Genomic DNA, 19,270 nt, shown 5'->3' on the forward strand with positions numbered 1-19,270 from the left:
TCCGATTACTCTGCACTGTCCACGAAGTCCAAGTTTTGGCCTTCGGCTAAAGTTACATAAGCTTTTTTCCAGTCGCTGCGACGACCCATTTTGTTACCACGGCGTTTAGTTTTACCTTTAACAACCACAGTACGAACTGAGTCAACTTTTACTTCAAATAATTGAGCAACAGCAGCAGCAATTTCAGCTTTGTTCGCATCTAAAGCAACTTTAAGTACAACAGTGTTAGATTTTTCAGCATTGTTAGTTGCTTTTTCAGAGATGTGCGGTGCACGTAGCACGCTTAGCAAACGTTCTTGACTCATGCTAGGATCTCCTCAATTTGTTTCACAGCGTCAACAGTAACAATCACTTTATCGAAAGCGATTAAGCTAACTGGATCGATACCTTGAACATCACGTACATCAACTTTATATAAGTTACGTGCCGCTAAGAACAGATTTTCATCTAAACTTGCTGTGATAATTAACGCATCTTCAACTGCTAAATCTTTTAATTTTTGTACTAATACTTTAGTTTTTGGTGCATCTAATTCGAATTTTTTAACAACAACCAAACGGTCTTGACGAACTAATTCAGAAAGAATGCTTTTGATAGCACCACGGTACATTTTCTTGTTCACTTTTTGGCTGTGATCTTGTGGTTTAGCCGCGAAGGTTGTACCACCAGAACGCCAGATTGGTGATTTGATATCACCAGAACGAGCACGACCTGTACCTTTTTGACGCCAAGGTTTTTTACCTGAACCAGACACTTCAGCACGAGTTTTTTGCGCACGAGTACCTTGACGAGCACCTGCTGCATAAGCAACAACAACTTGGTGAATCAAAGCTTCGTTAAACTCACGTCCGAAGGTAGTTTCAGAAACAGTTAGTGCGTTTGCACCTACAACTTGTAATTCCATCTCTATCTCCTAGACTTATGCTTTAACTGCTGGCTTAACGATAACATCGCCATTGATAGCACCAGGTACAGAACCTTTTACTAATAGCAATTTACGCTCAGCATCTACACGAACAACTTCAAGTGATTGAACGGTTACACGCTCAGCACCTAAATGTCCTGCCATTTTTTTACCTTTAAACACACGACCTGGAGTTTGGTTTTGACCAATAGAACCAAGTACACGATGTGATAAAGAGTTACCATGAGTCGCATCTTGAGTACGGAAGTTCCAACGTTTAACACCACCTTGGAAACCTTTACCTTTAGAAGTACCAGTAACATCTACTTTTTTAACATCTGCAAAGATGTCAACATTGATTTCTTGACCTAAAGTGAATTCTTCACCTTCAGTACGAAATTCCCATAAACCGCGACCAGCTTCAACACCTGCTTTCACGAAATGGCCTGCTTCAGGTTTAGTTACACGATTCGCTTTTTTAGAACCAGTAGTAACTTGAACTGCAGTATAGCCATCGTTTTCAAGAGTTTTAACTTGAGTTACGCGGTTGGCTTCGATTTCGATAACGGTAACTGGTACAGAAACACCGTCTTCATTGAAGATACGGGTCATACCAACTTTACGACCGACTAAACCAATCATTGTAATAACCTCTTAATTAACCTAGGCTGATCTGCACGTCCACGCCGGCAGCCAAATCTAAACGCATTAATGCATCAACAGTTTTTTCTGTTGGCTCTACGATATCTACTAAACGTTTGTGTGTACGAATTTCGTATTGGTCACGCGCGTCTTTGTTCACGTGTGGAGAAATCAACACGGTGAAACGCTCTTTACGAGTTGGTAAAGGGATTGGACCACGAACTTGTGCACCAGTACGTTTAGCTGTTTCTACGATCTCCGCAGTAGATTGATCGATCAAACGGTGATCGAAAGCTTTTAAGCGGATACGGATTCTTTGGTTCTGCATTAGACCAGAGCTCCAATAAAATTTAGCTAATAAAAAACTAACACCAATCACAATTCTAACTTCAAAATAGAAAAGGAGGTGCAAGTTACCTGTTATATAGTCTCCAAATCGGAAACATTGTTTAGCGTGACATATCGTCATGCTCGTTTAATAAATGATTACATTAAACGGCTTTCATATCGAAAGCTCGTGAATACTACACAAAAGTTAAACAAATTGCAAGGGATTTATTCAAAGCAAATAAAAAGTGCGGTCATTTATCGCCGTATTTTCTCATCGAAAAATACCTAGAAAAATCACCGCACTTAGAGCATATTAAAATTATTGATGGTTATCTAATAGCGTAATATGTCGTTTTGCTACAATCCACGCACCAACATATCCCATAATTAAGCAACACACTAATAAAAATACAAATTCGCCAACGCCTAATCCATTCAAACTGAATTGGACAGCAAAAATATCCGTTACATATTTCACTGCAGAAGTAAAATAGCTGATAATAAAGCTACTAAAAATTGCTGCAACTAACCCACCTAACACAGCATAAATCATCCCCGTATAAAGGTAAGGACGAAGGATAAATTGATCTGTCGCACCAAGCAATTTCATCACATCAATACTTGATCGGCTACTATACACATCAGAGCGAATACTGTTACCAATAACTAAAAAGACCGCTATCGTCATTAATACAGTGCAGAAAATTGCCACATGGGCGATTAACCAAGAAAGTGCGGTTAATTTTTCCATCCAGTCGTTATCCAAGCGAACTTCTTGCACGCCTTTAATTTTATTTAAATTCGTACGTAACTCATCACGTTTTTCTGAAACATTAAATTCGCTCGTCGGTTTTACCATGACGACTGCAGGCAATGGATTATCATCTAGAATTTCTAATTCTTCACCAAAGCCAGACCAGCTTTTAAATTCCTTTAAACTTTCTTGACGAGAGACATAATTCAGTGATTCCACCCCATCTTGTTGACGGATTTTCTCTACTACTAAATTCGCGTCTTCTTCACTTAAATTTTTGTGAAGATAAATCGTCAATTCACTTTCAGGATAAAATTGAGTGGTTGCTAAATGTAAATTTTTCCACATTAAATAGCTCACAGTTGGTATCGTCAGAGATACAGCAATCACCAAAATCGTGAGCAGCGTGCCAAATTTACGTTGCCATAAATCTGCCCATACTGCACGCAAAGTATAGGCTATTTGAACAAAAAAGGATGCATCCGTTGGTCGGCTCATGATTATTCCTTAATAACGTAAATAACCTTGTTCAAGTACAAGACAAGGTTTTGGTTTTTGTTGAATTAAATTAATGTCGTGAGTAGCAATTAACACAGTCATTCCTAGGCGATTAAATTCTTCAAACAAATTAAAAATGTCTAAAGAAAGTTCATCATCTAAATTACCCGTTGGCTCATCTGCTAGTAAGAGTTGAGGCTTATGCACAATCGCACGTGCAATATCAACGCGTTGCTGCTCCCCGCCAGAAATTTGCGGTGGCAAATAGTGGGCTTTATTACGCAATCCTACACGATCTAAAGATGCCATCGCACGTATATGCGCATCTTTTGGATGCATACCTGCAATAATCAATGGCAATGCCACATTTCCCGCCACTGTACGATCTGTTAATAAACGATAATCTTGGTGAACCATACCAATTTGGCGACGCAGAAATGGAATTTCATATTTCGACAAGCGAGTAATATCGTGCCCGTTAAACCAAATTTGACCGGCATTGGCTTTTTCCATCCCCATAATAAGCTTGAGCAATGTACTTTTCCCTGCGCCTGAATGCCCAACTAAGTAAGTCATACTTCCCACTGGAAGATGAAAATTCAAGCCTTGTAACGCTGGCTGCGTTGCTCCATGATAGGCTTTAGAAACATTTGAGAACTTAATCACAATTTTTCCTTATTCTTTTTATTCTTCTTCATGAACGAATAATGCCTCAATAAATTCTTTCGCATTAAACTCACGTAAATCTTCAATTTTCTCACCTACACCGATATAGCGAATAGGCAACTTAAACTGATCGGCTATGGCAAAAATCACACCGCCTTTTGCCGTGCCATCTAATTTAGTTAGAGAGATCCCTGTTAAGCCCACAGCTTCATTAAATAACTTCGCTTGACTAATAGCATTTTGTCCCGTGCCAGCATCCAGCGTAAGCATAATTTCATGTGGTGCAGTTTCGTCATATTTTTTCATAACACGAACAATTTTTTTCAGTTCGTCCATTAAGTTATTTTTATTTTGTAGACGACCCGCGGTATCCGCAATAAGAATATCAATATTACGTGCAGCCGCTGATTGCATCGCATCAAAAATCACCGATGCAGAATCAGAACCAGTGCTTTGCGCAACAACTGGAATGTGATTGCGTTCTCCCCAAACTTGAAGCTGCTCAACGGCCGCCGCACGGAAAGTATCGCCCGCCGCAAGCATCACTGATTTTCCTTCAGCCTGAAATTTACGTGCAAGCTTACCAATTGTCGTCGTTTTACCCACGCCATTTACGCCCACCATTAAAATCACATAAGGTTTTTTCGTGCTATCAATCTCTAACGGTTGTGCCACTGACTCAAGAATATCTGCCATTTCTACTTTTAGTTGTTGATATAAAAGCTCAGCATCTTGTAATTCTTTGCGACTTGCATGCTCAGTCAAATTTTTGATAATTTTACTTGTTGTCGGCACGCCAATATCCGCAATCAAAAGTTGTTCTTCTAATTCTTCAAACAACTCATCATCAATTTTCTTTCCTAAGAAAAAACTACGAAAACCCGCGCCAATATTTTGTTTAGTTTTCAGTAATCCCTTAACTAAACGACTAAAAAAGCCCCCTTCACTTGGCTTTTCGCGAGTTTCAATTTCAACAACAGGCTGAAGCTCATCTTTAATATCTTCAACAATTTCAGATTCAACCACGGTTTCTGTAATCGGAAGCTCATCTTCTAAATTTTTCGCTTCGATGATTTCTTCGACTGGCTCAAGTGTGGTTGAAATTTCCTGTATTTTTTCTTCTTCAACGATTTCATTCGTTTCAATGCTTTCTGCTAAAAACGGCTTAGAATCCACCGCACTTTCTACTATCTCTAATTCAGGCTTTTCTTCAACTAAATCATGAGTTTCAAGTTTTTCAATAGATGGCTCGACATCTTTAATCTTTTCTTCTTCAATTATCGGCTCTATTTTAGGTTCATCTTGCTTTTTATTACGCCCAAATAACGATGCCCAAAATCCACCTTTTTTATTTTCTTCAGCCATAAAATGCTCTCTTAACTGTAATCCGATAAAAATGTCGTTTATTCTAGCAAAAAATCGTCTAAACTAAGCACAATTTTCAATAAAAATCGAATCTTTATGAAAAAAATACAAACGCCAAATGCAAAGGGCGAGGTTCGCATTATTGCTGGGCTATGGCGAGGGCGAAAACTTCCAGTATTAAATTCAGAAGGCTTACGCCCAACTGGCGATAGAGTGAAAGAAACGCTTTTTAATTGGTTGATGCCTTATATTCATCAGTCTGAATGTTTAGATGGCTTTGCGGGGAGTGGTTCATTAGGTTTTGAAGCACTTTCTCGCCAAGCGAAAAGGGTGACTTTTTTAGAATTAGATAAAACCGTCGCCAATCAATTAAAAAAGAATTTACAAACGCTCAAATGCTCATCAGAACAGGCTGAAGTGATTAATCAAAGTAGTTTGGATTTTCTAAAACAGCCACAAAATCAACCGCACTTTGATGTCGTGTTTTTAGATCCACCCTTTCATTTTAATTTGGCAGAACAAGCAATTAACTTGCTTTGTGAAAATAATTGGCTAAAACCCAATGCGTTAATTTACGTAGAAACAGAGAAAGATAAACCGCTCATCACACCTGAAAACTGGACGTTATTGAAAGAAAAAACGACTGGAATGGTGAGTTATCGTTTATATCAGAATTAGAGAAAAAATTATGTTAGATATTGTTTTATATGAACCAGAGATCCCACAAAATACTGGTAACATTATCCGCCTTTGTGCTAACACAGGATTTCGCTTGCACTTAATTGAACCGCTAGGTTTCACCTGGGATGATAAACGCTTACGCCGCTCAGGTTTGGATTATCACGAATTTGCGGAAATCAAACGCCACAAGACTTTTGAAACCTTTTTAGAAAGCGAAAAACCCAAACGTCTCTTTGCACTCACAACAAAAGGCAGTCCAGCACATAGCCTAGTGAAGTTTGAACTTGGTGATTATTTAATGTTTGGTCCAGAAACTCGCGGAATTCCAATGTCAATTTTGAATGAAATGCCGATGGAACAAAAAATCCGCATTCCAATGACAGCCAATAGCCGCAGTATGAACTTATCTAATTCTGTCGCAGTAACGGTTTATGAAGCTTGGCGACAATTAGGCTATGAAGGTGCAATAAATTTGTCAAAAGCAAAATAAACAAAAAAAGAGCGATTAAAATTCAATGAGATTTTTAACCGCTCTTTTGTTATTTAAATGGGACTTGTTTTCCGAATATCCGTTTTTTTATTCTAATTAATTCATTTTTTATTTTAGCTAAAGGTTTAGCAGGAATTTGGTTTTTATGCACTTTTTCCCTATCATTATGCAAACTACTCTCAAAATGATTTTCATCATGCAGAATAAAACTTTGAGCGCATATTGCAGGGGAAAGTTGCATAACTTTATAATCTTTTTGGCTTAATAATTCATCAAAAATTATAGTATCAATAGCAAGATAAAGTTGTTTATTTCTTATGTTATTCAATAAATATCTGGCACCCTTAGCGGTGATTGAATAGCCAGCCGTTCCAGTATGTTTAAATTTCAATCGGGAAATATTTCTATTACATTTTATTTGCTTACGCTTTCCATAAATTATTTTTCCATGAGCTTCTAACTTCAATATATCAGTATCTTCAGGTATATAATCAATATTCAATAATTCTTTTGCATTTTCTCCCAAATAAATATCATCTTCAAAAATATTAATATAATCTAAATTATTTTCTAAAATGAAACTCCATAAAACGATATGGCTTAATGCACAAGCTATCTCAGCATCACACAAAGTTGCTTTTGATGAACGATCAAAGGTTATATTAAATTTTTTAGCGGTTTCTTCAATAAGGTCAGGCGTGATAGCATCAAAGAATGCAAAGGGAATATTCTGCTTACCGAATTCTTCGGTAATGTGTTTTCGGCGTTTTTGTTCAGTAGTTAAACTAATGACATAATTGTGCTGTGCTGTGCTGTGCTGTGCATAAAAGTTACCCAAATAAATAATAAATAAAATGTGGAATGATATAAGATAAAAAGTGCGGTGAAAAATCATAGAAATTTTCACCGTACTTCTTCATTTTAAATATTATGTGCTAAACGATACTCAACTAAATCTTCAATGGTAAGCACAGAATAACCAAATTTCTTTGCAAATTCTACAATCTCAGGGGCGCGAGCCATTGTGCCGTCGTCATTCGTGATTTCACAAATAACGCCAGCTTCTTTAAATCCTGCTAAACGTGCTAAATCAACGGAAGCTTCAGTATGCCCGCGGCGAGTAAGTACGCCACCATTTGCTGCACGAAGTGGGAAGACATGGCCAGGGCGATGTAAATCTGTTGGAAGTGCATTATCCGCAATCGCGGTTTGAATGGTTGTTACTCGGTCTGCGGCAGATACACCTGTAGACACACCTTTCGCGGCTTCAATCGTCACCGTAAAAGCTGTTTTGTTTACGCTATTATTGTGTTCTACCATTGGCGGTAAATCGAGTTGTTGGCAACGTTCATCAGTAATGCATAAACAAACAATGCCACTGCCATAACGAATTAATTTTGCCATTTGTTCTAGCGTGATTGTTTCTGCTGGGAAAATTAAATCGCCTTCATTTTCACGATCTTTATCATCTAAAACTAATACGCCATTTCCATTTTTGAAGGCATTAATTGCGTTAAATACGCGTTCTTCAGCAGTATTGCCGAATGGAGATAAAATTGACTGATTCATAGTAATTTCCTAATTTGAGATTTCAATTAAATACCAGAATCAGGGCTGAGAAATGCAAATAAAATGAACGATTTGGGAACCCAACTCGTTTTATTCTCTTTCATCCAGACTTTACTGTCGGCTTTGGAATTTCACCAAATCTGCTGACTTTAAAAGTGAAAATCAGGACAATTTAGCAGGGAAAATTTGCCAAAAATTGACCGCACTTTTAAACGCTCGTGGGCTTTACCACCGGTAGGGAATTTCACCCTGCCCTGAGAATGCGCGCTAAGTATAGCGCAAAATACCTAGTCACTAAATCATAACGTGAAAAATATTTTCATTTAGCCTACAATAAACGCACTCAATTCTTACGCTATTAAGAGCGGATTATGTCAAAAGCAAAAGAGAAAAAAGTCGGTGTCATTTTCGGGAAATTTTATCCTGTACACACAGGCCATATAAATATGATTTATGAAGCGTTCAGTAAAGTAGATGAATTGCACGTTATCGTGTGTAGTGATACAGAGCGCGATTTGAAATTGTTTTACGATAGTAAAATGAAACGTATGCCAACTGTGCAAGATCGTTTGCGTTGGATGCAGCAAATTTTCAAATATCAAAAAAATCAGATTTTTATTCATCATTTGATTGAAGACGGTATTCCGAGTTATCCAAACGGCTGGCAATCTTGGAGTGAAGCGGTTAAAACCTTATTCCATGAAAAACATTTCGAACCTTCAATCGTATTTAGTAGCGAACCTCAAGATAAAGCGCCTTACGAGAAATACTTAGGTTTAGAAGTTTCGTTAGTTGATCCTGACCGCACTTTCTTTAATGTGTCCGCAACCAAAATTCGCACCACACCATTCCAATATTGGAAATTTATTCCAAAAGAAGTTCGCCCTTTCTTTGCTAAAACTGTGGCGATTTTAGGCGGAGAAAGCAGTGGTAAAAGCGTACTGGTTAATAAGTTAGCAGCTGTATTTAATACCACGTCTGCATGGGAATACGGGCGTGAATTTGTATTTGAAAAGCTCGGTGGTAATGAGCAGGCTATGCAATATTCTGACTATCCGCAAATGGCTCTTGGTCACCAACGATATATTGATTATGCCGTGCGCCATGCACATAAAATTGCATTTATTGATACAGATTTCATCACCACGCAAGCGTTCTGCATTCAGTATGAAGGAAAAGCCCATCCATTTTTAGACTCGATGATTAAAGAATATCCCTTCGACGTCACTATTTTGCTTAAAAATAATACTGAATGGGTGGATGATGGCTTGCGTAGCTTAGGCTCACAAAAACAACGCCAACAATTTCAACAACTACTCAAAAAACTGTTAGATAAATATAAAGTCCCTTACATAGAGATTGAATCGCCAAGTTATCTTGATCGCTATAACCAAGTGAAAGCAGTCATTGAGAAAGTGCTAAATGAAGAAGAAATCAGTGAATTGCAAAATAGTCCATTTGTTATAAAAGGAAAACATCAATGATCTTATTTGCCGGTGATCCACACGGAAGCTACGATCATATTTACCCTTTTGTGAGAGAACTGGAGAATGTCGCACTCATAATTTTAGGCGATTTACAGCTCACGACAACAGATGAGTTGGATAAACTTGCGCAACATTGTGATATTTGGTTTATTCATGGAAATCATGATAGCAAAACAATTAGTGCTTTTGATGCGATTTGGGGCTCTGAATGGCAATCACGCAATTTACACAATCGCGTAGTTGATATTCAAGGCACCCGCATTGCGGGGTTAGGCGGTGTATTCCGCGGGCAAATCTGGATGCCACCGAGTCGCCCTATGTTTTTTGATCCTATTCATTATTGCCAATATAGCCCACAGGAGAAGATCTGGCGAGGCGGGGTGCCTTTGCGTCATCGCACGTCAATTTTTCCATCAGATATTGAAATTTTAGAAAACCAACAAGCGGATGTGTTGATTTGTCACGAAGCCCCTAAACCACATCCGATGGGTTTCCAAGTAATTAATGATTTGGCAATGAAGATGGGGGTTAAGCAAGTATTCCACGGTCATCATCACGAAAACTTTACTTATCGAACAAAGTATCCCTATAAAATCACGAATGTAGGTTTCCGTAGTCTTGCTGACGCCGAAGGAAATTATTTGCTGCAAACCATCGACGATCGTGAAAAATAAATCTATTCCAAAACAAAAGCCGATTCAAATGAATCGGCTTTTTTACATTCAAAGTGCGGTATTATTCCGCATTGTTTTTCGATTTAATAATGGCGTAAACCACACCTGTTGATAAAGCACCAATCGCAATTGCACCAAGATATTTCAATGGCTCAGATACAAATGGAATGACAAATAATCCGCCGTGTGGAGCTTGTAATGCAATATTTAATCCCATTGAAATCGCACCAGCCACGGCACCACCAATCACAGAACTAATAATAACACGAATTGGATCTGCTGCTACAAATGGTAATGCACCTTCAGAAATAAAACATAAACCAAGAACAAATGATGCTTTCCCCGCATCGCGTTGGCTAACTGTGAATTTATTGCGAGCAATCCAAGTTGCAACTGTCATACCAATTGGTGGAACCATCCCCGCGGCCATTGTCGCAGCCATTGGCGTATAAACTTGGGATGCAATCAATCCAACAGAAAAGGTGTATGTTGCTTTATTTACCGGTCCGCCCATATCGATACACATCATTGCACCGATAATTGCGCCTAACACAATCGCATTCACTTCGCCCATTGAAGTAAGCCAATTACTTAGCTCTTTCATAATTTCAGCCACTGGTGGATTGATAAGGTAAATCATCGTCAAACCAACAATCATCGAACCCAAGAGCGGTAAAATTAAAATCGGTTTTAATGAAGTCAGGCTTGCTGGCAATTGAATAATCACATTCAGTCCTTTAACCACATAGCCCGCTAAGAAACCCGCAATAATACCGCCAAGAATCCCTGCACCCGCTTCACTTGCTAGCATCCCAGCAATCAAACCAACTGCAAGCCCTGGACGATCAGCGATAGAAAATGCAACGTAACCAGCAAACACGGCAATCATTAACTTGAACGCCACACCACTACCGATATTCATCAACATATTGGGAAGATCTTGAAAAACTCCTGTATTTTCAATTACATTAAAACTGAACATAAAGGAAATCGCGATCAACAACCCACCTGCAACCACTAACGGCAACATATGAGAAACGCCAGTCATTAAGTGTTTGTACACACCTTTTTTCTCACGGCTTTCTTCTTTCGATCCCGCATTATTTCCACCATCAAAAATTTTGGCTTCTTTAAATGCTTTATCAAATTCTTGCTCGGTTTTCTTCAAGGCTAATCCTGTTGAAGTGCGGTACATTGGCTTACCTTTAAATTTATCTAAAGGCACATCAATATCTGCTGCAACAAATACCAAATCAGCCGCGGCAACTTCTTCTGCAGTAATTTCATTACCAGCCCCAACTTGACCACGGGTTTCAACTTTTACATTCCAACCTTGTTTTTTCGCATAGACTTCAATCGCTTCGGCTGACATAAACGTATGTGCAACGCCAGTTGGACAAGCAGTTATCGCAACAATATTTTTTACACCAGAAACACCTGTAAAAGTCACCGCACTTTTCGGTGCAACATAATCTGCCCCATTCGCTAAGGCATTTGCCAACGTTACTTCAGGAGAAATCATGGCGATAGCTTCGCCGATAATAAAGACTTTTTTATCGACTAAAGCGGGGTTGTTTGGTAATACAGAACCAAATACGAGAACAAGATCTGCTTCAGCTGGTGTTTCTACAATGGAGACATTCGCTTTTTGTGCAGCAGCTCGAAAAACTTCATGTAATAAATAGGCTTTCGCATCGCCTACATTATCTGATTGGGTTAAAAATAACTTCATATTATCCTTCAATCATCGTTATTTGTACTTTTTCTAAAATGGGATCAAGTAAACTCAAATCACTCACACCAACATTACTTTGAGACACTGCAAAAGCGGACACAGCCGTAGCAAAAGCTAAGGTTTCAGCTTTCGATAAACCTTTTTCAAAACCATAAATTAAGCCTGCTACCATTGAATCCCCTGCTCCAACAGTACTCACTACATTTTCACATTTTGCTGGTTCGGCTTTGAGCACGCCTTTATTATTAATCCATAAAGAACCTTTTGCGCCCATTGAAATAATCACGTTTTCAATGCCTTCCGCTTTGAGTTGATATGCAGCAGCAATAATTTCTTCAAGACGATTTAATGGACGACCAACCCAAGCCTCAAGTTCTCGATGGTTGGGTTTTACTAGCCAAGGTTTCGCTTTTAATCCAGCGGTGAGCGCAGCATTGCTACTATCAAGCACAACTTTAACGCCAACTTGGTGAAGCTGATTTAACCAATCAGCAAATAATTCAGGAGATACACCTCGAGGTAAACTGCCACACACTGCGACAATGTCATAATCTAAACAATAAGCCAAAGAATCCGTCACAAATTGTTGCCAAACTTGTGGGCTTATTTGATATCCCAAGAAATTTAAATCTGTCACATCCGCTTCAGTCTCGGTAATTTTTACATTGATACGCGTTTTGCCATCCACACGGTGGAATTTATCTTCCAAGCCTTGCTTATTAAACATTTGCTCGAAATCAACTGAATTATCCTCGCCCAAGAACCCACCTACTGCAACATCAACGCCTAAATCTTTTAGTACTTTTGCGACATTAATGCCTTTCCCTGCAGGAAATAAGCCAAGGGTTTCTACGGTATTTACTTCACCAAGTTGGATACGATTTAAACGCCCTACTAAATCATAAGCGGCATTTAAGGTAATTGTTACGACGCTTGCCATACTATTCCCCTAAACCCAATTCAATCACAGCACCGATTCCGTCAATAGCCTGTTGCGCTTCATCGCCCGTCGCAACAAAACGTAAACGAGTCCCTTTCACTACGCCTAATGCCACAATTTTCATTAAGCTTTTAGCGCTCACTAATTGAGAATTACGATCAAGATTCTGAACCGCCACAGAGGCATTATATTTTTTCACTTCGTTTACCAACACTGCACTTGGGCGAGCGTGCAAACCGTGTTCGTTCTTAATCACAAACACTGCCTCAATGGCATTTGCTGGCAAGTTATTATCTTCGCTTACCGCTGGTGCGTGAATTTGTTTCCCCATAATCTCAATGGTATCTGGTTCGGATGGTGGCACCGCAGAAACATTCTCGCCCAAACCATCAGCAATCGATTTGCCTAATGCTTCAATAGCTTGTTTTGCATCTTCCCCCTCTGCCACAAAACGTAAACGATGCCCTTGTGTTACACCAAGTGCAACTATCTTCATCAAGTTTTTTGCGCTGACAACTTCACTTTCACGAGTAAGATTTTGCACGGTAATTTTCGAAGTGAATTTTTTCACTTCATTAACCAAATTTGCACTTGGACGCGCATGTAAACCATGTTCATTACGAATCGTAAAGGTTCCTACAACAGCACCTTCTACAGATTGAGTTTCAACATCACTCGATGAACCCAAAAGTGCGGTCAAAATTTCTGTTGAATTACCATTGAGCAAGGTTGTTTGAACATCGTCATCTAATAAACGCGCTAAAGTTGAATTAATTTGATCACTGACGGCTGAAACGGTTATCACGCCTTTTACGGCTTTGCCATTGTGGCTAAAAATTGTTTTGGCACGGCTAAATGCTAAAGCATTTTTCACATTTCCGACGACAGAATCCGTTACCCATAATCCTTTGCCAAGCGGTAATGCCGCATTATTAATCACTTCAGAAATAAAGCGATTTTCTACCGCACTTTGCACCTGCAATTGACCCGCATTAATCGCAACTAAAGTTAATAAACTTTGGGTATCTACATCTAAACTGATATTAGCAGCAGGAATTTCAAACGGTTTGATAGTTTCACCCATTAAAATCTCACGAAATTCAGCAACATCCGTTATTTTTGCTAATTTCGCTGCGGTATCTTCATCACTCAGAACGTGAGTAAGTTGACGTAATAAGGACAAATGCTCATCAGAGCGCGCCGCAATACCAATCACGACATAAGCAATATTTCCTTCGCCCCATTCTATGCCTTGAGGAAATTGAAACACTTGCACACCCGTTTTCTTTACCATCGAACGAGTATCCAAGGTGCCATGAGGAATAGCGATGCCATTGCCTAAAAAGGTTGAGGTTTGCTGTTCACGCGCTAGCATTCCTTGCAAGTAACCATTTTCCACATTATCTGCTTGAACTAATGCGGACGCTGCCATTTCAATCGCTTGTTGTTTATCAGCTGTGTTAGCATTTAAATGAATGTTGCTTTCCGAAAGTTCTAACATTCTTGCTCCTTAATAATTTAAAAATAAAGCTGCTGGTGAAATAAATCGACCAGCAGCTTGTTGAAAAACAATTATTTAGATGTACAGGCTTTCAGCAGTGCTTCACTACCTTGCGCAATATATTCATCATTTTCACCGCGCTCTTTGCCTTTTTGCAAATCACGCATCGCATCATAAATACCTTGAGTCATACTTTGCGAATCCACTTTTTCCCAACAATTTGCGCTCAAACGTTTAAGGTTAGCTTGCAATGCTTCCGCATGTAACACGCCACTATAATAAGCATATACATCAGAATCATGTCCGCCTGTATAAAGTTTATCCTGAATTTGTTTCACAGGAACTAAAATACGGCCTAAATACCAGTCATTCGCACCACTTGCAAAATTATCTACAAAGAAATTTTCATTCACGCGACCTTTATATGTCGCCACAGTCGCTTCATAAGCAACCGCATAAGATTCTTGATCGATTTTATCCTTATCTAAATCAATCACTTTTTTATCGTTCCCCATAAATGGAATATAGTTGGTAACCGATGACCAAGAAGAACAACCTGCCAACATTAACGTAAAAAATAAAACAGAGATTTTTTTAAACATAGTCATACCTGATTAAAGTTAATAAAACGCCGCCATTATACTGGCTGAAGGGGATTAAAGAAAGGGCAGTAATTATTCCGCCTCTTTTACTAAAGACACCAAAATCTGATCGATTTTAAAGTTTTCCGTATCAATCACTTCAAACTTGTATTTTCCGTAAACCACAGAATCTGTTTTTTTCGGGATTTTACGTAACATATACATCATAAAGCCACTGATGGTTTCGTAATTTTCTTCATCTGGGAAAGATTCAATATCTAACACTCGTGTCACATCTTCTAATGGCGTTGCACCATCAATAAGCCACGAATTTTCATCACGACTAACAATATATTCTTCTTCGTTAGAAACTAATTCCCCCATGACAATACTCATGACATCATTTAGCGTAACGATACCCACTACAAGGGCATATTCATTCACAATAATCGCAAAATCTTCACCGGTAGATTTAAATAATTCCAACACCTCGTAAAGAGAAAGCGTATCAGGCACAAATAATGCTTTACGGAGTAGTTTGGGATCTGTAAGCACCACATTTTCATTCTGCAAATACATGGTGAGCAACGTATGGGATTCTACATAACCTAAGATTTTGTCTAGGCTATTGTCACAAATCACAATTTTAGAATGAGAATCACGAGAAAGCGTATCCATGACTTCTTGGCGAGAAAAAGTGCGGTCTAAATACACGATATTTTCACGGGTTGTCATAGTGGAAGTTACTGTACGTGCTTGCATATCGAAAATGTTTTCAATGAGATAATGCTCTTGAGTTTTTAATACACCTGCCTCTGCGCCTGCTTCTACTACGGCGAAAATATCTTCAGACGTCATACCATCTTCACGCACAGTGGAAATACGAAATAAGCGGAAAAATACATTAGCAAGCGTATCAAAAAACCATACAAGCGGCTTAAACACAAACATACTGAAATTCATAATGCCGACAACGCGCAACGCCACCATTTCAGGATAAGTAATGGCAATACGTTTTGGAATAAGATCAGCAAATAAAATAAAGAAACAAGTAACCAATACAAAGGCGATTGTAGAAGCGGTTGGTTCAATCCAATCTCCCACAAAAGAACGACTTAAAATTTCCGCAATATAAGGGCTTAGTGCGCTTTCACCAATTCCCCCACCAAGAATCGCCACCATATTCAAACCTATTTGAACCACAGTAATAAAACGACCAGGATGCTCTTGTAATTTAAGCACTTGAAGCGCGCGCACATCCCCTTCATTCGCAAGGGTTTGTAATTTCAATTTACGCGAACCCGCCAGTGAAATTTCTGCAGAAGAAACAACTGCACTAATTAGAATTAAGGCAATAATCGCCAACATAGTATGAAATAATTCCATAATCATTACTCAAAAATATGAAAGAAAACGACCGCACTTTGCGGCCGTTCAGGATATTACTCTTCGCTGTCAAACCAGCCGCGAACAAATTGAATAGACAAAAATAAAGTAGCTAACAGGAATGCATAGAAAATCCAAGAAACGATTGGAAGACTTGGCGTGTCATCAGCAGTAATTTCTTTAATTGAGGTTGCATTGCGATATTCATCCATCATCGTAATACGCCAACCATAGTATTTAATTTGCACAAGTTTATTGTCATTACCCAAAGCCTGAGCTTCAGCCTGTAAATTGGCTGAGCCAAATTTGAAGTAGAATGGAAAACCCCAACGTGTATCTTCATTGCGATACACCATAATTTTGCCATCGTCATTTTGCGTATTGATGTAATACACATCACGTGTTGGGCCATCAGCTGGATTCGATTTTGTGATGGGGCCATCTTTATCAACGCGTTTAACTTCTACGCCAGTAACACGCGTCACATCGTAATGAGGAAATACATAATTCACTACGGAAAACATAAAACCGTGGAATAAAAAAACAACTATAAATAAGAAATATTTAAAAAACTTTCGCATACTTTTCCTTAGTCAGAACTGTGCATTTATTCTACACGAATTTTAAATAAACGCTCGAAATTTTGCGTGGTGATTCGAGCAAACGCCTCAGCAGAAATGCCCTTTAAGATTGCCACGTATTCACATACTTCTCTCGTATAAGCTGGTTGATTTTCTTTCCCCCGATAAGGCACTGGCGCAAGATAAGGCGAATCTGTTTCCACCAATAAGCGATCCATTGGTACATAACGAATAACCTCACGAATCGCTTCGGCATTTTTAAAGGTTACAATGCCAGAACAAGAAATGTAAAAACCCAAATCCAACGCTTTTTTCGCAAATTCCATGGTCTCCGTAAAACAATGAATAACGCCACCGCACTTTTCAGCATGGTGTTGGCGTAACATTGCAATAGTGTCATCACCCGCAGAACGTGTATGAATAATCACAGGCTTATCTAATTGGTTTGCAATATCGATTTGGCTACCAAACACCGCTTGTTGCTCCGCTTTATTGTCCGCACTGTAATAATAATCTAATCCAATTTCGCCAATCGCAATCACTTTTGGATCTTGCGCTAAACGTAATAAGCGTTCTGCGTCATAAGGTTCCTCTTCAAAATCAAGGGGATGAACACCGCAAGCAAGCGAGACATTATTAAATTCGCGTAAAGAGTCATAAGCCTGCTCAAAACGGCTTAATGTTACACCAATCGCGAGCAAATGTTTCACATCACGCGCGCGCGCTTTTTCCACGACATCTGCAATGTTTTTGTGTAAATTTTCATAATCCAAAGCATCTAAATGGCAGTGGGAGTCAACAATGAACATAATTATTTTTCCTTATACCTAAGGCTTGAACACCATAGACGATATATCTTTAATTTATTGCGTTTCAAATACTTCAGTTACTAATCTAGTCAAGCCATCTAATAGCATCAAGTCAATATTCACACCATTAATTGTAAGCAAATCTGAGCGCACTTTTTGCATAATCTTGATTGCTTGTAATAAACCAAGAGCGGTTTGCTCATCGCTGAATTGTTCGATACCACGGCCAAGATCGGCAACTTGTCGATGACTACCAATTTCAAGTTTATGTTTTAAACAATCGGAAAGAAAAGCCAAAATCCAATCCACTTGCTGAACATAGCGTTCTTTATCAAACAATGGAAGCAATTCCAATGGTGAACGTCGGCGATAGAACACCCAAAATTGACGTAAGAAATTTTTACGCTGTTCAATAAGTCCTTGTTGTAACGTCTCTAATGCTAAAAGCGGACGACCAAGATTCATCGCAAGTGCGGTCAAAATTTCCTGATTTTCAGCCGCACTTTCTGATTTCAACCAATCAAGAGCCGTTTGCTCATTAGGCACAGACAGATTCCACACTTGACAACGACTGTAAATGGTTGCTAATAAACTTGCTGAACTATCCGTCTGAAGTAAAAAATAAGTATTTGGACGAGGCTCTTCCAATGTTTTCAATAACGCATTGGCAGCCGCTTCTGTCAAACGTTCCGCACCTTGCACATACACCACTTTATTGCCGTTTTGTTGTGCATGTTGAGCAACCATCTCATTAATGTCGCGTACTTGATCAACACCAATATCCTTACCATCAATAGGGCTTAATTCGTGATAATCTGGATGGCTATGGGCTTGCATTAAATGGCAAGAATGGCATTGACCACAAGGTTTATCGCCTTGAGCCACACACATTATTTTCTGTGCAAGTACATCAAATAAACGTTCTACACCTAAACCAGAATCAGCTTTAATCAGCACAGCATGGTGTCCCAAACCTTCGTCAAAGGTTTGAGCAATTTGATGATAAATTGGCATTAACCAAGGATAAAGCGCGGTCATTTTTCGTTTGATTTCCACCAATTTTTTACCGCCCTTTCAATATCAGCTTGAACAAGTTCAATACTCTGCTCTGCATTAATCACCACTGCTTTTGGATTATTTTTTACTAACGCTAAATAGCGTGCTCGAGTGCGATGGAAAAAATCTAAACCCATTTGCTCAATACGGTCTAACTCGCCACGTCCACGAGCTCGCGCTAAACCGACAATCGGATCTATATCCAAATAAATTGTGAGATCTGGCTCAAAATCACCTAATACGGTTTCTTTCAAAGTGAGCATAAAATGCGGGTCTAATTGACGTCCACCACCTTGATACGCCTGAGATGACATATCGTGGCGATCACCTACCACCCATTTTCCTTGCATTAAAGCAGGTTTAATCACGTTATCCACTAACTGAATACGTGCCGCATAAAGCATTAATAACTCTGCTTTCGCTGTCACAGGTTCTTCAGTTTCATGTTTAATTAAATGACGTAATTTCTCTGCCAATGGTGTTCCACCAGGCTCGCGTGTAAATACGACATCTTGAATACCAAGTTCATGCAAGACTTGCACAACAGATTGATGAGCGGAGCTTTTCCCCGCACCTTCCAAACCTTCAATGACAATAAATTTTCCTTTCATGTTTTCTTCC

The 19,270-nt window shown here is 39.0% G+C and carries 21 protein-coding genes, 1 pseudogene and 1 riboswitch; of the genes and pseudogenes, 4 read left to right on the forward strand and 18 right to left on the reverse strand.

The window, feature by feature from the left end:
• Positions 1–5: 5 nt before the first annotated feature.
• From rplW to ftsY, 7 genes are all read right to left on the reverse strand, one after another.
• Positions 6–305 (reverse strand): 50S ribosomal protein L23, encoded by a 300-nt coding sequence (gene rplW, locus AC6H0A_RS07420; RefSeq protein ID WP_005632756.1) that lies wholly within the window; start codon positions 303–305, stop codon positions 6–8.
• Positions 302–904, reverse strand: a complete 603-nt coding sequence (gene rplD / locus AC6H0A_RS07425) for a 50S ribosomal protein L4 (protein WP_005640976.1) — start codon at positions 902–904, stop codon at positions 302–304. Before rplD ends, rplW begins: the two co-directional genes overlap by 4 nt.
• A gap of 15 nt (positions 905–919) precedes the next feature.
• Positions 920–1,546 (reverse strand): 50S ribosomal protein L3, encoded by a 627-nt coding sequence (gene rplC, locus AC6H0A_RS07430; protein WP_005632753.1) that lies wholly within the window; start codon positions 1,544–1,546, stop codon positions 920–922.
• Between the two features lie 16 nt (positions 1,547–1,562).
• Positions 1,563–1,874 carry a 30S ribosomal protein S10 gene (gene rpsJ, locus AC6H0A_RS07435; protein WP_001181005.1) on the reverse strand — a complete coding sequence of 104 codons (312 nt, stop codon included), beginning with the start codon at positions 1,872–1,874 and terminating at the stop codon, positions 1,563–1,565.
• A 321-nt stretch (positions 1,875–2,195) separates the two neighbouring features.
• Entirely contained in the window at positions 2,196–3,128 is a 933-nt protein-coding gene (ftsX, locus tag AC6H0A_RS07440; RefSeq protein ID WP_005640974.1) for a permease-like cell division protein FtsX, read from the reverse strand.
• Positions 3,129–3,137: 9 nt separating this feature from the next.
• Positions 3,138–3,794, reverse strand: a complete 657-nt coding sequence (gene ftsE / locus AC6H0A_RS07445) for a cell division ATP-binding protein FtsE (protein WP_005640972.1) — start codon at positions 3,792–3,794, stop codon at positions 3,138–3,140.
• A gap of 18 nt (positions 3,795–3,812) precedes the next feature.
• Positions 3,813–5,159 (reverse strand): signal recognition particle-docking protein FtsY, encoded by a 1,347-nt coding sequence (gene ftsY, locus AC6H0A_RS07450; protein WP_497512610.1) that lies wholly within the window; start codon positions 5,157–5,159, stop codon positions 3,813–3,815.
• Positions 5,160–5,255: 96 nt separating this feature from the next.
• Between ftsY and rsmD the strand changes: the two genes are divergently transcribed.
• Together rsmD and trmL are read left to right on the forward strand one after the other, a co-directional pair.
• Complete coding sequence (rsmD, locus tag AC6H0A_RS07455; protein ID WP_005640968.1) at positions 5,256–5,837, forward strand: 16S rRNA (guanine(966)-N(2))-methyltransferase RsmD; 582 nt, start codon at positions 5,256–5,258, stop codon at positions 5,835–5,837.
• A 10-nt stretch (positions 5,838–5,847) separates the two neighbouring features.
• Positions 5,848–6,330: a tRNA (uridine(34)/cytosine(34)/5-carboxymethylaminomethyluridine(34)-2'-O)-methyltransferase TrmL gene (gene trmL / locus AC6H0A_RS07460; RefSeq protein WP_005640966.1), complete on the forward strand. Its 483-nt coding sequence runs from the start codon at positions 5,848–5,850 to the stop codon at positions 6,328–6,330.
• Between the two features lie 49 nt (positions 6,331–6,379).
• On the opposite strand, the gene AC6H0A_RS07465 is transcribed toward trmL, so the two are convergent.
• Together AC6H0A_RS07465 and ribB are read right to left on the reverse strand one after the other, a co-directional pair.
• Positions 6,380–7,237: a glycosyltransferase family 25 protein gene (locus tag AC6H0A_RS07465; RefSeq protein WP_497512611.1), complete on the reverse strand. Its 858-nt coding sequence runs from the start codon at positions 7,235–7,237 to the stop codon at positions 6,380–6,382.
• A 14-nt stretch (positions 7,238–7,251) separates the two neighbouring features.
• The gene (gene ribB / locus AC6H0A_RS07470) at positions 7,252–7,899 is read right to left on the reverse strand and encodes a 3,4-dihydroxy-2-butanone-4-phosphate synthase (protein WP_005640962.1); all 648 of its coding nucleotides are present in this window, start codon (positions 7,897–7,899) and stop codon (positions 7,252–7,254) included.
• Between the two features lie 88 nt (positions 7,900–7,987).
• A riboswitch (FMN riboswitch) is annotated at positions 7,988–8,165 on the reverse strand.
• On the opposite strand from ribB, the pseudogene nadR reads away from it, so the two are divergent.
• Both nadR and AC6H0A_RS07480 read left to right on the forward strand, forming a co-directional pair.
• Positions 8,160–9,383, forward strand: a pseudogene (nadR, locus tag AC6H0A_RS07475) (multifunctional transcriptional regulator/nicotinamide-nucleotide adenylyltransferase/ribosylnicotinamide kinase NadR). (Overlaps the previous riboswitch by 6 nt.)
• Entirely contained in the window at positions 9,380–10,060 is a 681-nt protein-coding gene (locus AC6H0A_RS07480) for a metallophosphoesterase family protein (RefSeq protein ID WP_005640958.1), read from the forward strand. The pseudogene nadR and the gene AC6H0A_RS07480 overlap by 4 nt, the downstream one beginning before the upstream one ends.
• 61 nt (positions 10,061–10,121) lie before the next feature.
• Here the strand turns inward: AC6H0A_RS07480 and AC6H0A_RS07485 are convergent, their stop codons facing one another.
• The 9 genes from AC6H0A_RS07485 to tmk form a co-directional block, all read right to left on the reverse strand.
• The gene (locus AC6H0A_RS07485; RefSeq protein ID WP_005640956.1) at positions 10,122–11,792 is read right to left on the reverse strand and encodes a fructose-specific PTS transporter subunit EIIC; all 1,671 of its coding nucleotides are present in this window, start codon (positions 11,790–11,792) and stop codon (positions 10,122–10,124) included.
• A gap of 1 nt (position 11,793) precedes the next feature.
• Positions 11,794–12,735, reverse strand: coding sequence for a 1-phosphofructokinase (gene fruK / locus AC6H0A_RS07490; RefSeq protein WP_005640955.1), 942 nt, complete (start codon positions 12,733–12,735; stop codon positions 11,794–11,796).
• A 1-nt stretch (position 12,736) separates the two neighbouring features.
• Positions 12,737–14,236 carry a fused PTS fructose transporter subunit IIA/HPr protein gene (fruB, locus tag AC6H0A_RS07495; protein ID WP_005640953.1) on the reverse strand — a complete coding sequence of 500 codons (1,500 nt, stop codon included), beginning with the start codon at positions 14,234–14,236 and terminating at the stop codon, positions 12,737–12,739.
• A 71-nt stretch (positions 14,237–14,307) separates the two neighbouring features.
• Positions 14,308–14,838 carry an HI_0449 family lipoprotein gene (locus AC6H0A_RS07500; protein WP_005640951.1) on the reverse strand — a complete coding sequence of 177 codons (531 nt, stop codon included), beginning with the start codon at positions 14,836–14,838 and terminating at the stop codon, positions 14,308–14,310.
• 72 nt (positions 14,839–14,910) lie between these two features.
• Positions 14,911–16,209, reverse strand: coding sequence for a polyamine export protein PaeA (paeA, locus tag AC6H0A_RS07505; protein ID WP_005640950.1), 1,299 nt, complete (start codon positions 16,207–16,209; stop codon positions 14,911–14,913).
• A 50-nt stretch (positions 16,210–16,259) separates the two neighbouring features.
• A complete protein-coding gene (locus tag AC6H0A_RS07510; protein WP_005640947.1) occupies positions 16,260–16,784 on the reverse strand; it encodes a DUF1523 family protein in 525 nt (174 codons plus the stop codon).
• Between the two features lie 26 nt (positions 16,785–16,810).
• The gene (locus AC6H0A_RS07515; RefSeq protein ID WP_005640946.1) at positions 16,811–17,593 is read right to left on the reverse strand and encodes a YchF/TatD family DNA exonuclease; all 783 of its coding nucleotides are present in this window, start codon (positions 17,591–17,593) and stop codon (positions 16,811–16,813) included.
• Positions 17,594–17,647: 54 nt separating this feature from the next.
• On the reverse strand, positions 17,648–18,631 hold the full coding sequence (locus tag AC6H0A_RS07520) for a DNA polymerase III subunit delta' (protein WP_179230798.1): 984 nt from the start codon (positions 18,629–18,631) through the stop codon (positions 17,648–17,650).
• Positions 18,628–19,260: a dTMP kinase gene (gene tmk / locus AC6H0A_RS07525; protein WP_179230800.1), complete on the reverse strand. Its 633-nt coding sequence runs from the start codon at positions 19,258–19,260 to the stop codon at positions 18,628–18,630. The genes AC6H0A_RS07520 and tmk overlap by 4 nt, the downstream gene beginning before the upstream one ends.
• Positions 19,261–19,270 lie beyond the last annotated feature (10 nt).

Source organism: Haemophilus sp. THUN1692 (assembly GCF_059704395.1).

Bases quoted from the DNA above. Each gene is read 5' to 3' on its own strand.
- tmk (WP_179230800.1), bottom strand. From the start codon at position 19,260: ATGAAAGGAAAATTTATTGTCATTGAAGGTTTGGAAGGTGCGGGGAAA.
- rplW (WP_005632756.1), bottom strand. From the start codon at position 305: ATGAGTCAAGAACGTTTGCTAAGCGTGCTACGTGCACCGCACATCTCT.
- AC6H0A_RS07520 (WP_179230798.1), bottom strand. From the start codon at position 18,631: ATGACCGCGCTTTATCCTTGGTTAATGCCAATTTATCATCAAATTGCT.
- AC6H0A_RS07500 (WP_005640951.1), bottom strand. From the start codon at position 14,838: ATGTTTAAAAAAATCTCTGTTTTATTTTTTACGTTAATGTTGGCAGGT.
- AC6H0A_RS07480 (WP_005640958.1), top strand. From the start codon at position 9,380: ATGATCTTATTTGCCGGTGATCCACACGGAAGCTACGATCATATTTAC.
- AC6H0A_RS07485 (WP_005640956.1), bottom strand. From the start codon at position 11,792: ATGAAGTTATTTTTAACCCAATCAGATAATGTAGGCGATGCGAAAGCC.
- rplD (WP_005640976.1), bottom strand. From the start codon at position 904: ATGGAATTACAAGTTGTAGGTGCAAACGCACTAACTGTTTCTGAAACT.
- AC6H0A_RS07510 (WP_005640947.1), bottom strand. From the start codon at position 16,784: ATGCGAAAGTTTTTTAAATATTTCTTATTTATAGTTGTTTTTTTATTC.
- ftsY (WP_497512610.1), bottom strand. From the start codon at position 5,159: ATGGCTGAAGAAAATAAAAAAGGTGGATTTTGGGCATCGTTATTTGGG.
- rpsJ (WP_001181005.1), bottom strand. From the start codon at position 1,874: ATGCAGAACCAAAGAATCCGTATCCGCTTAAAAGCTTTCGATCACCGT.
- fruK (WP_005640955.1), bottom strand. From the start codon at position 12,735: ATGGCAAGCGTCGTAACAATTACCTTAAATGCCGCTTATGATTTAGTA.
- trmL (WP_005640966.1), top strand. From the start codon at position 5,848: ATGTTAGATATTGTTTTATATGAACCAGAGATCCCACAAAATACTGGT.
- ftsX (WP_005640974.1), bottom strand. From the start codon at position 3,128: ATGAGCCGACCAACGGATGCATCCTTTTTTGTTCAAATAGCCTATACT.
- paeA (WP_005640950.1), bottom strand. From the start codon at position 16,209: ATGATTATGGAATTATTTCATACTATGTTGGCGATTATTGCCTTAATT.
- rplC (WP_005632753.1), bottom strand. From the start codon at position 1,546: ATGATTGGTTTAGTCGGTCGTAAAGTTGGTATGACCCGTATCTTCAAT.
- ribB (WP_005640962.1), bottom strand. From the start codon at position 7,899: ATGAATCAGTCAATTTTATCTCCATTCGGCAATACTGCTGAAGAACGC.
- fruB (WP_005640953.1), bottom strand. From the start codon at position 14,236: ATGTTAGAACTTTCGGAAAGCAACATTCATTTAAATGCTAACACAGCT.
- rsmD (WP_005640968.1), top strand. From the start codon at position 5,256: ATGAAAAAAATACAAACGCCAAATGCAAAGGGCGAGGTTCGCATTATT.
- AC6H0A_RS07515 (WP_005640946.1), bottom strand. From the start codon at position 17,593: ATGTTCATTGTTGACTCCCACTGCCATTTAGATGCTTTGGATTATGAA.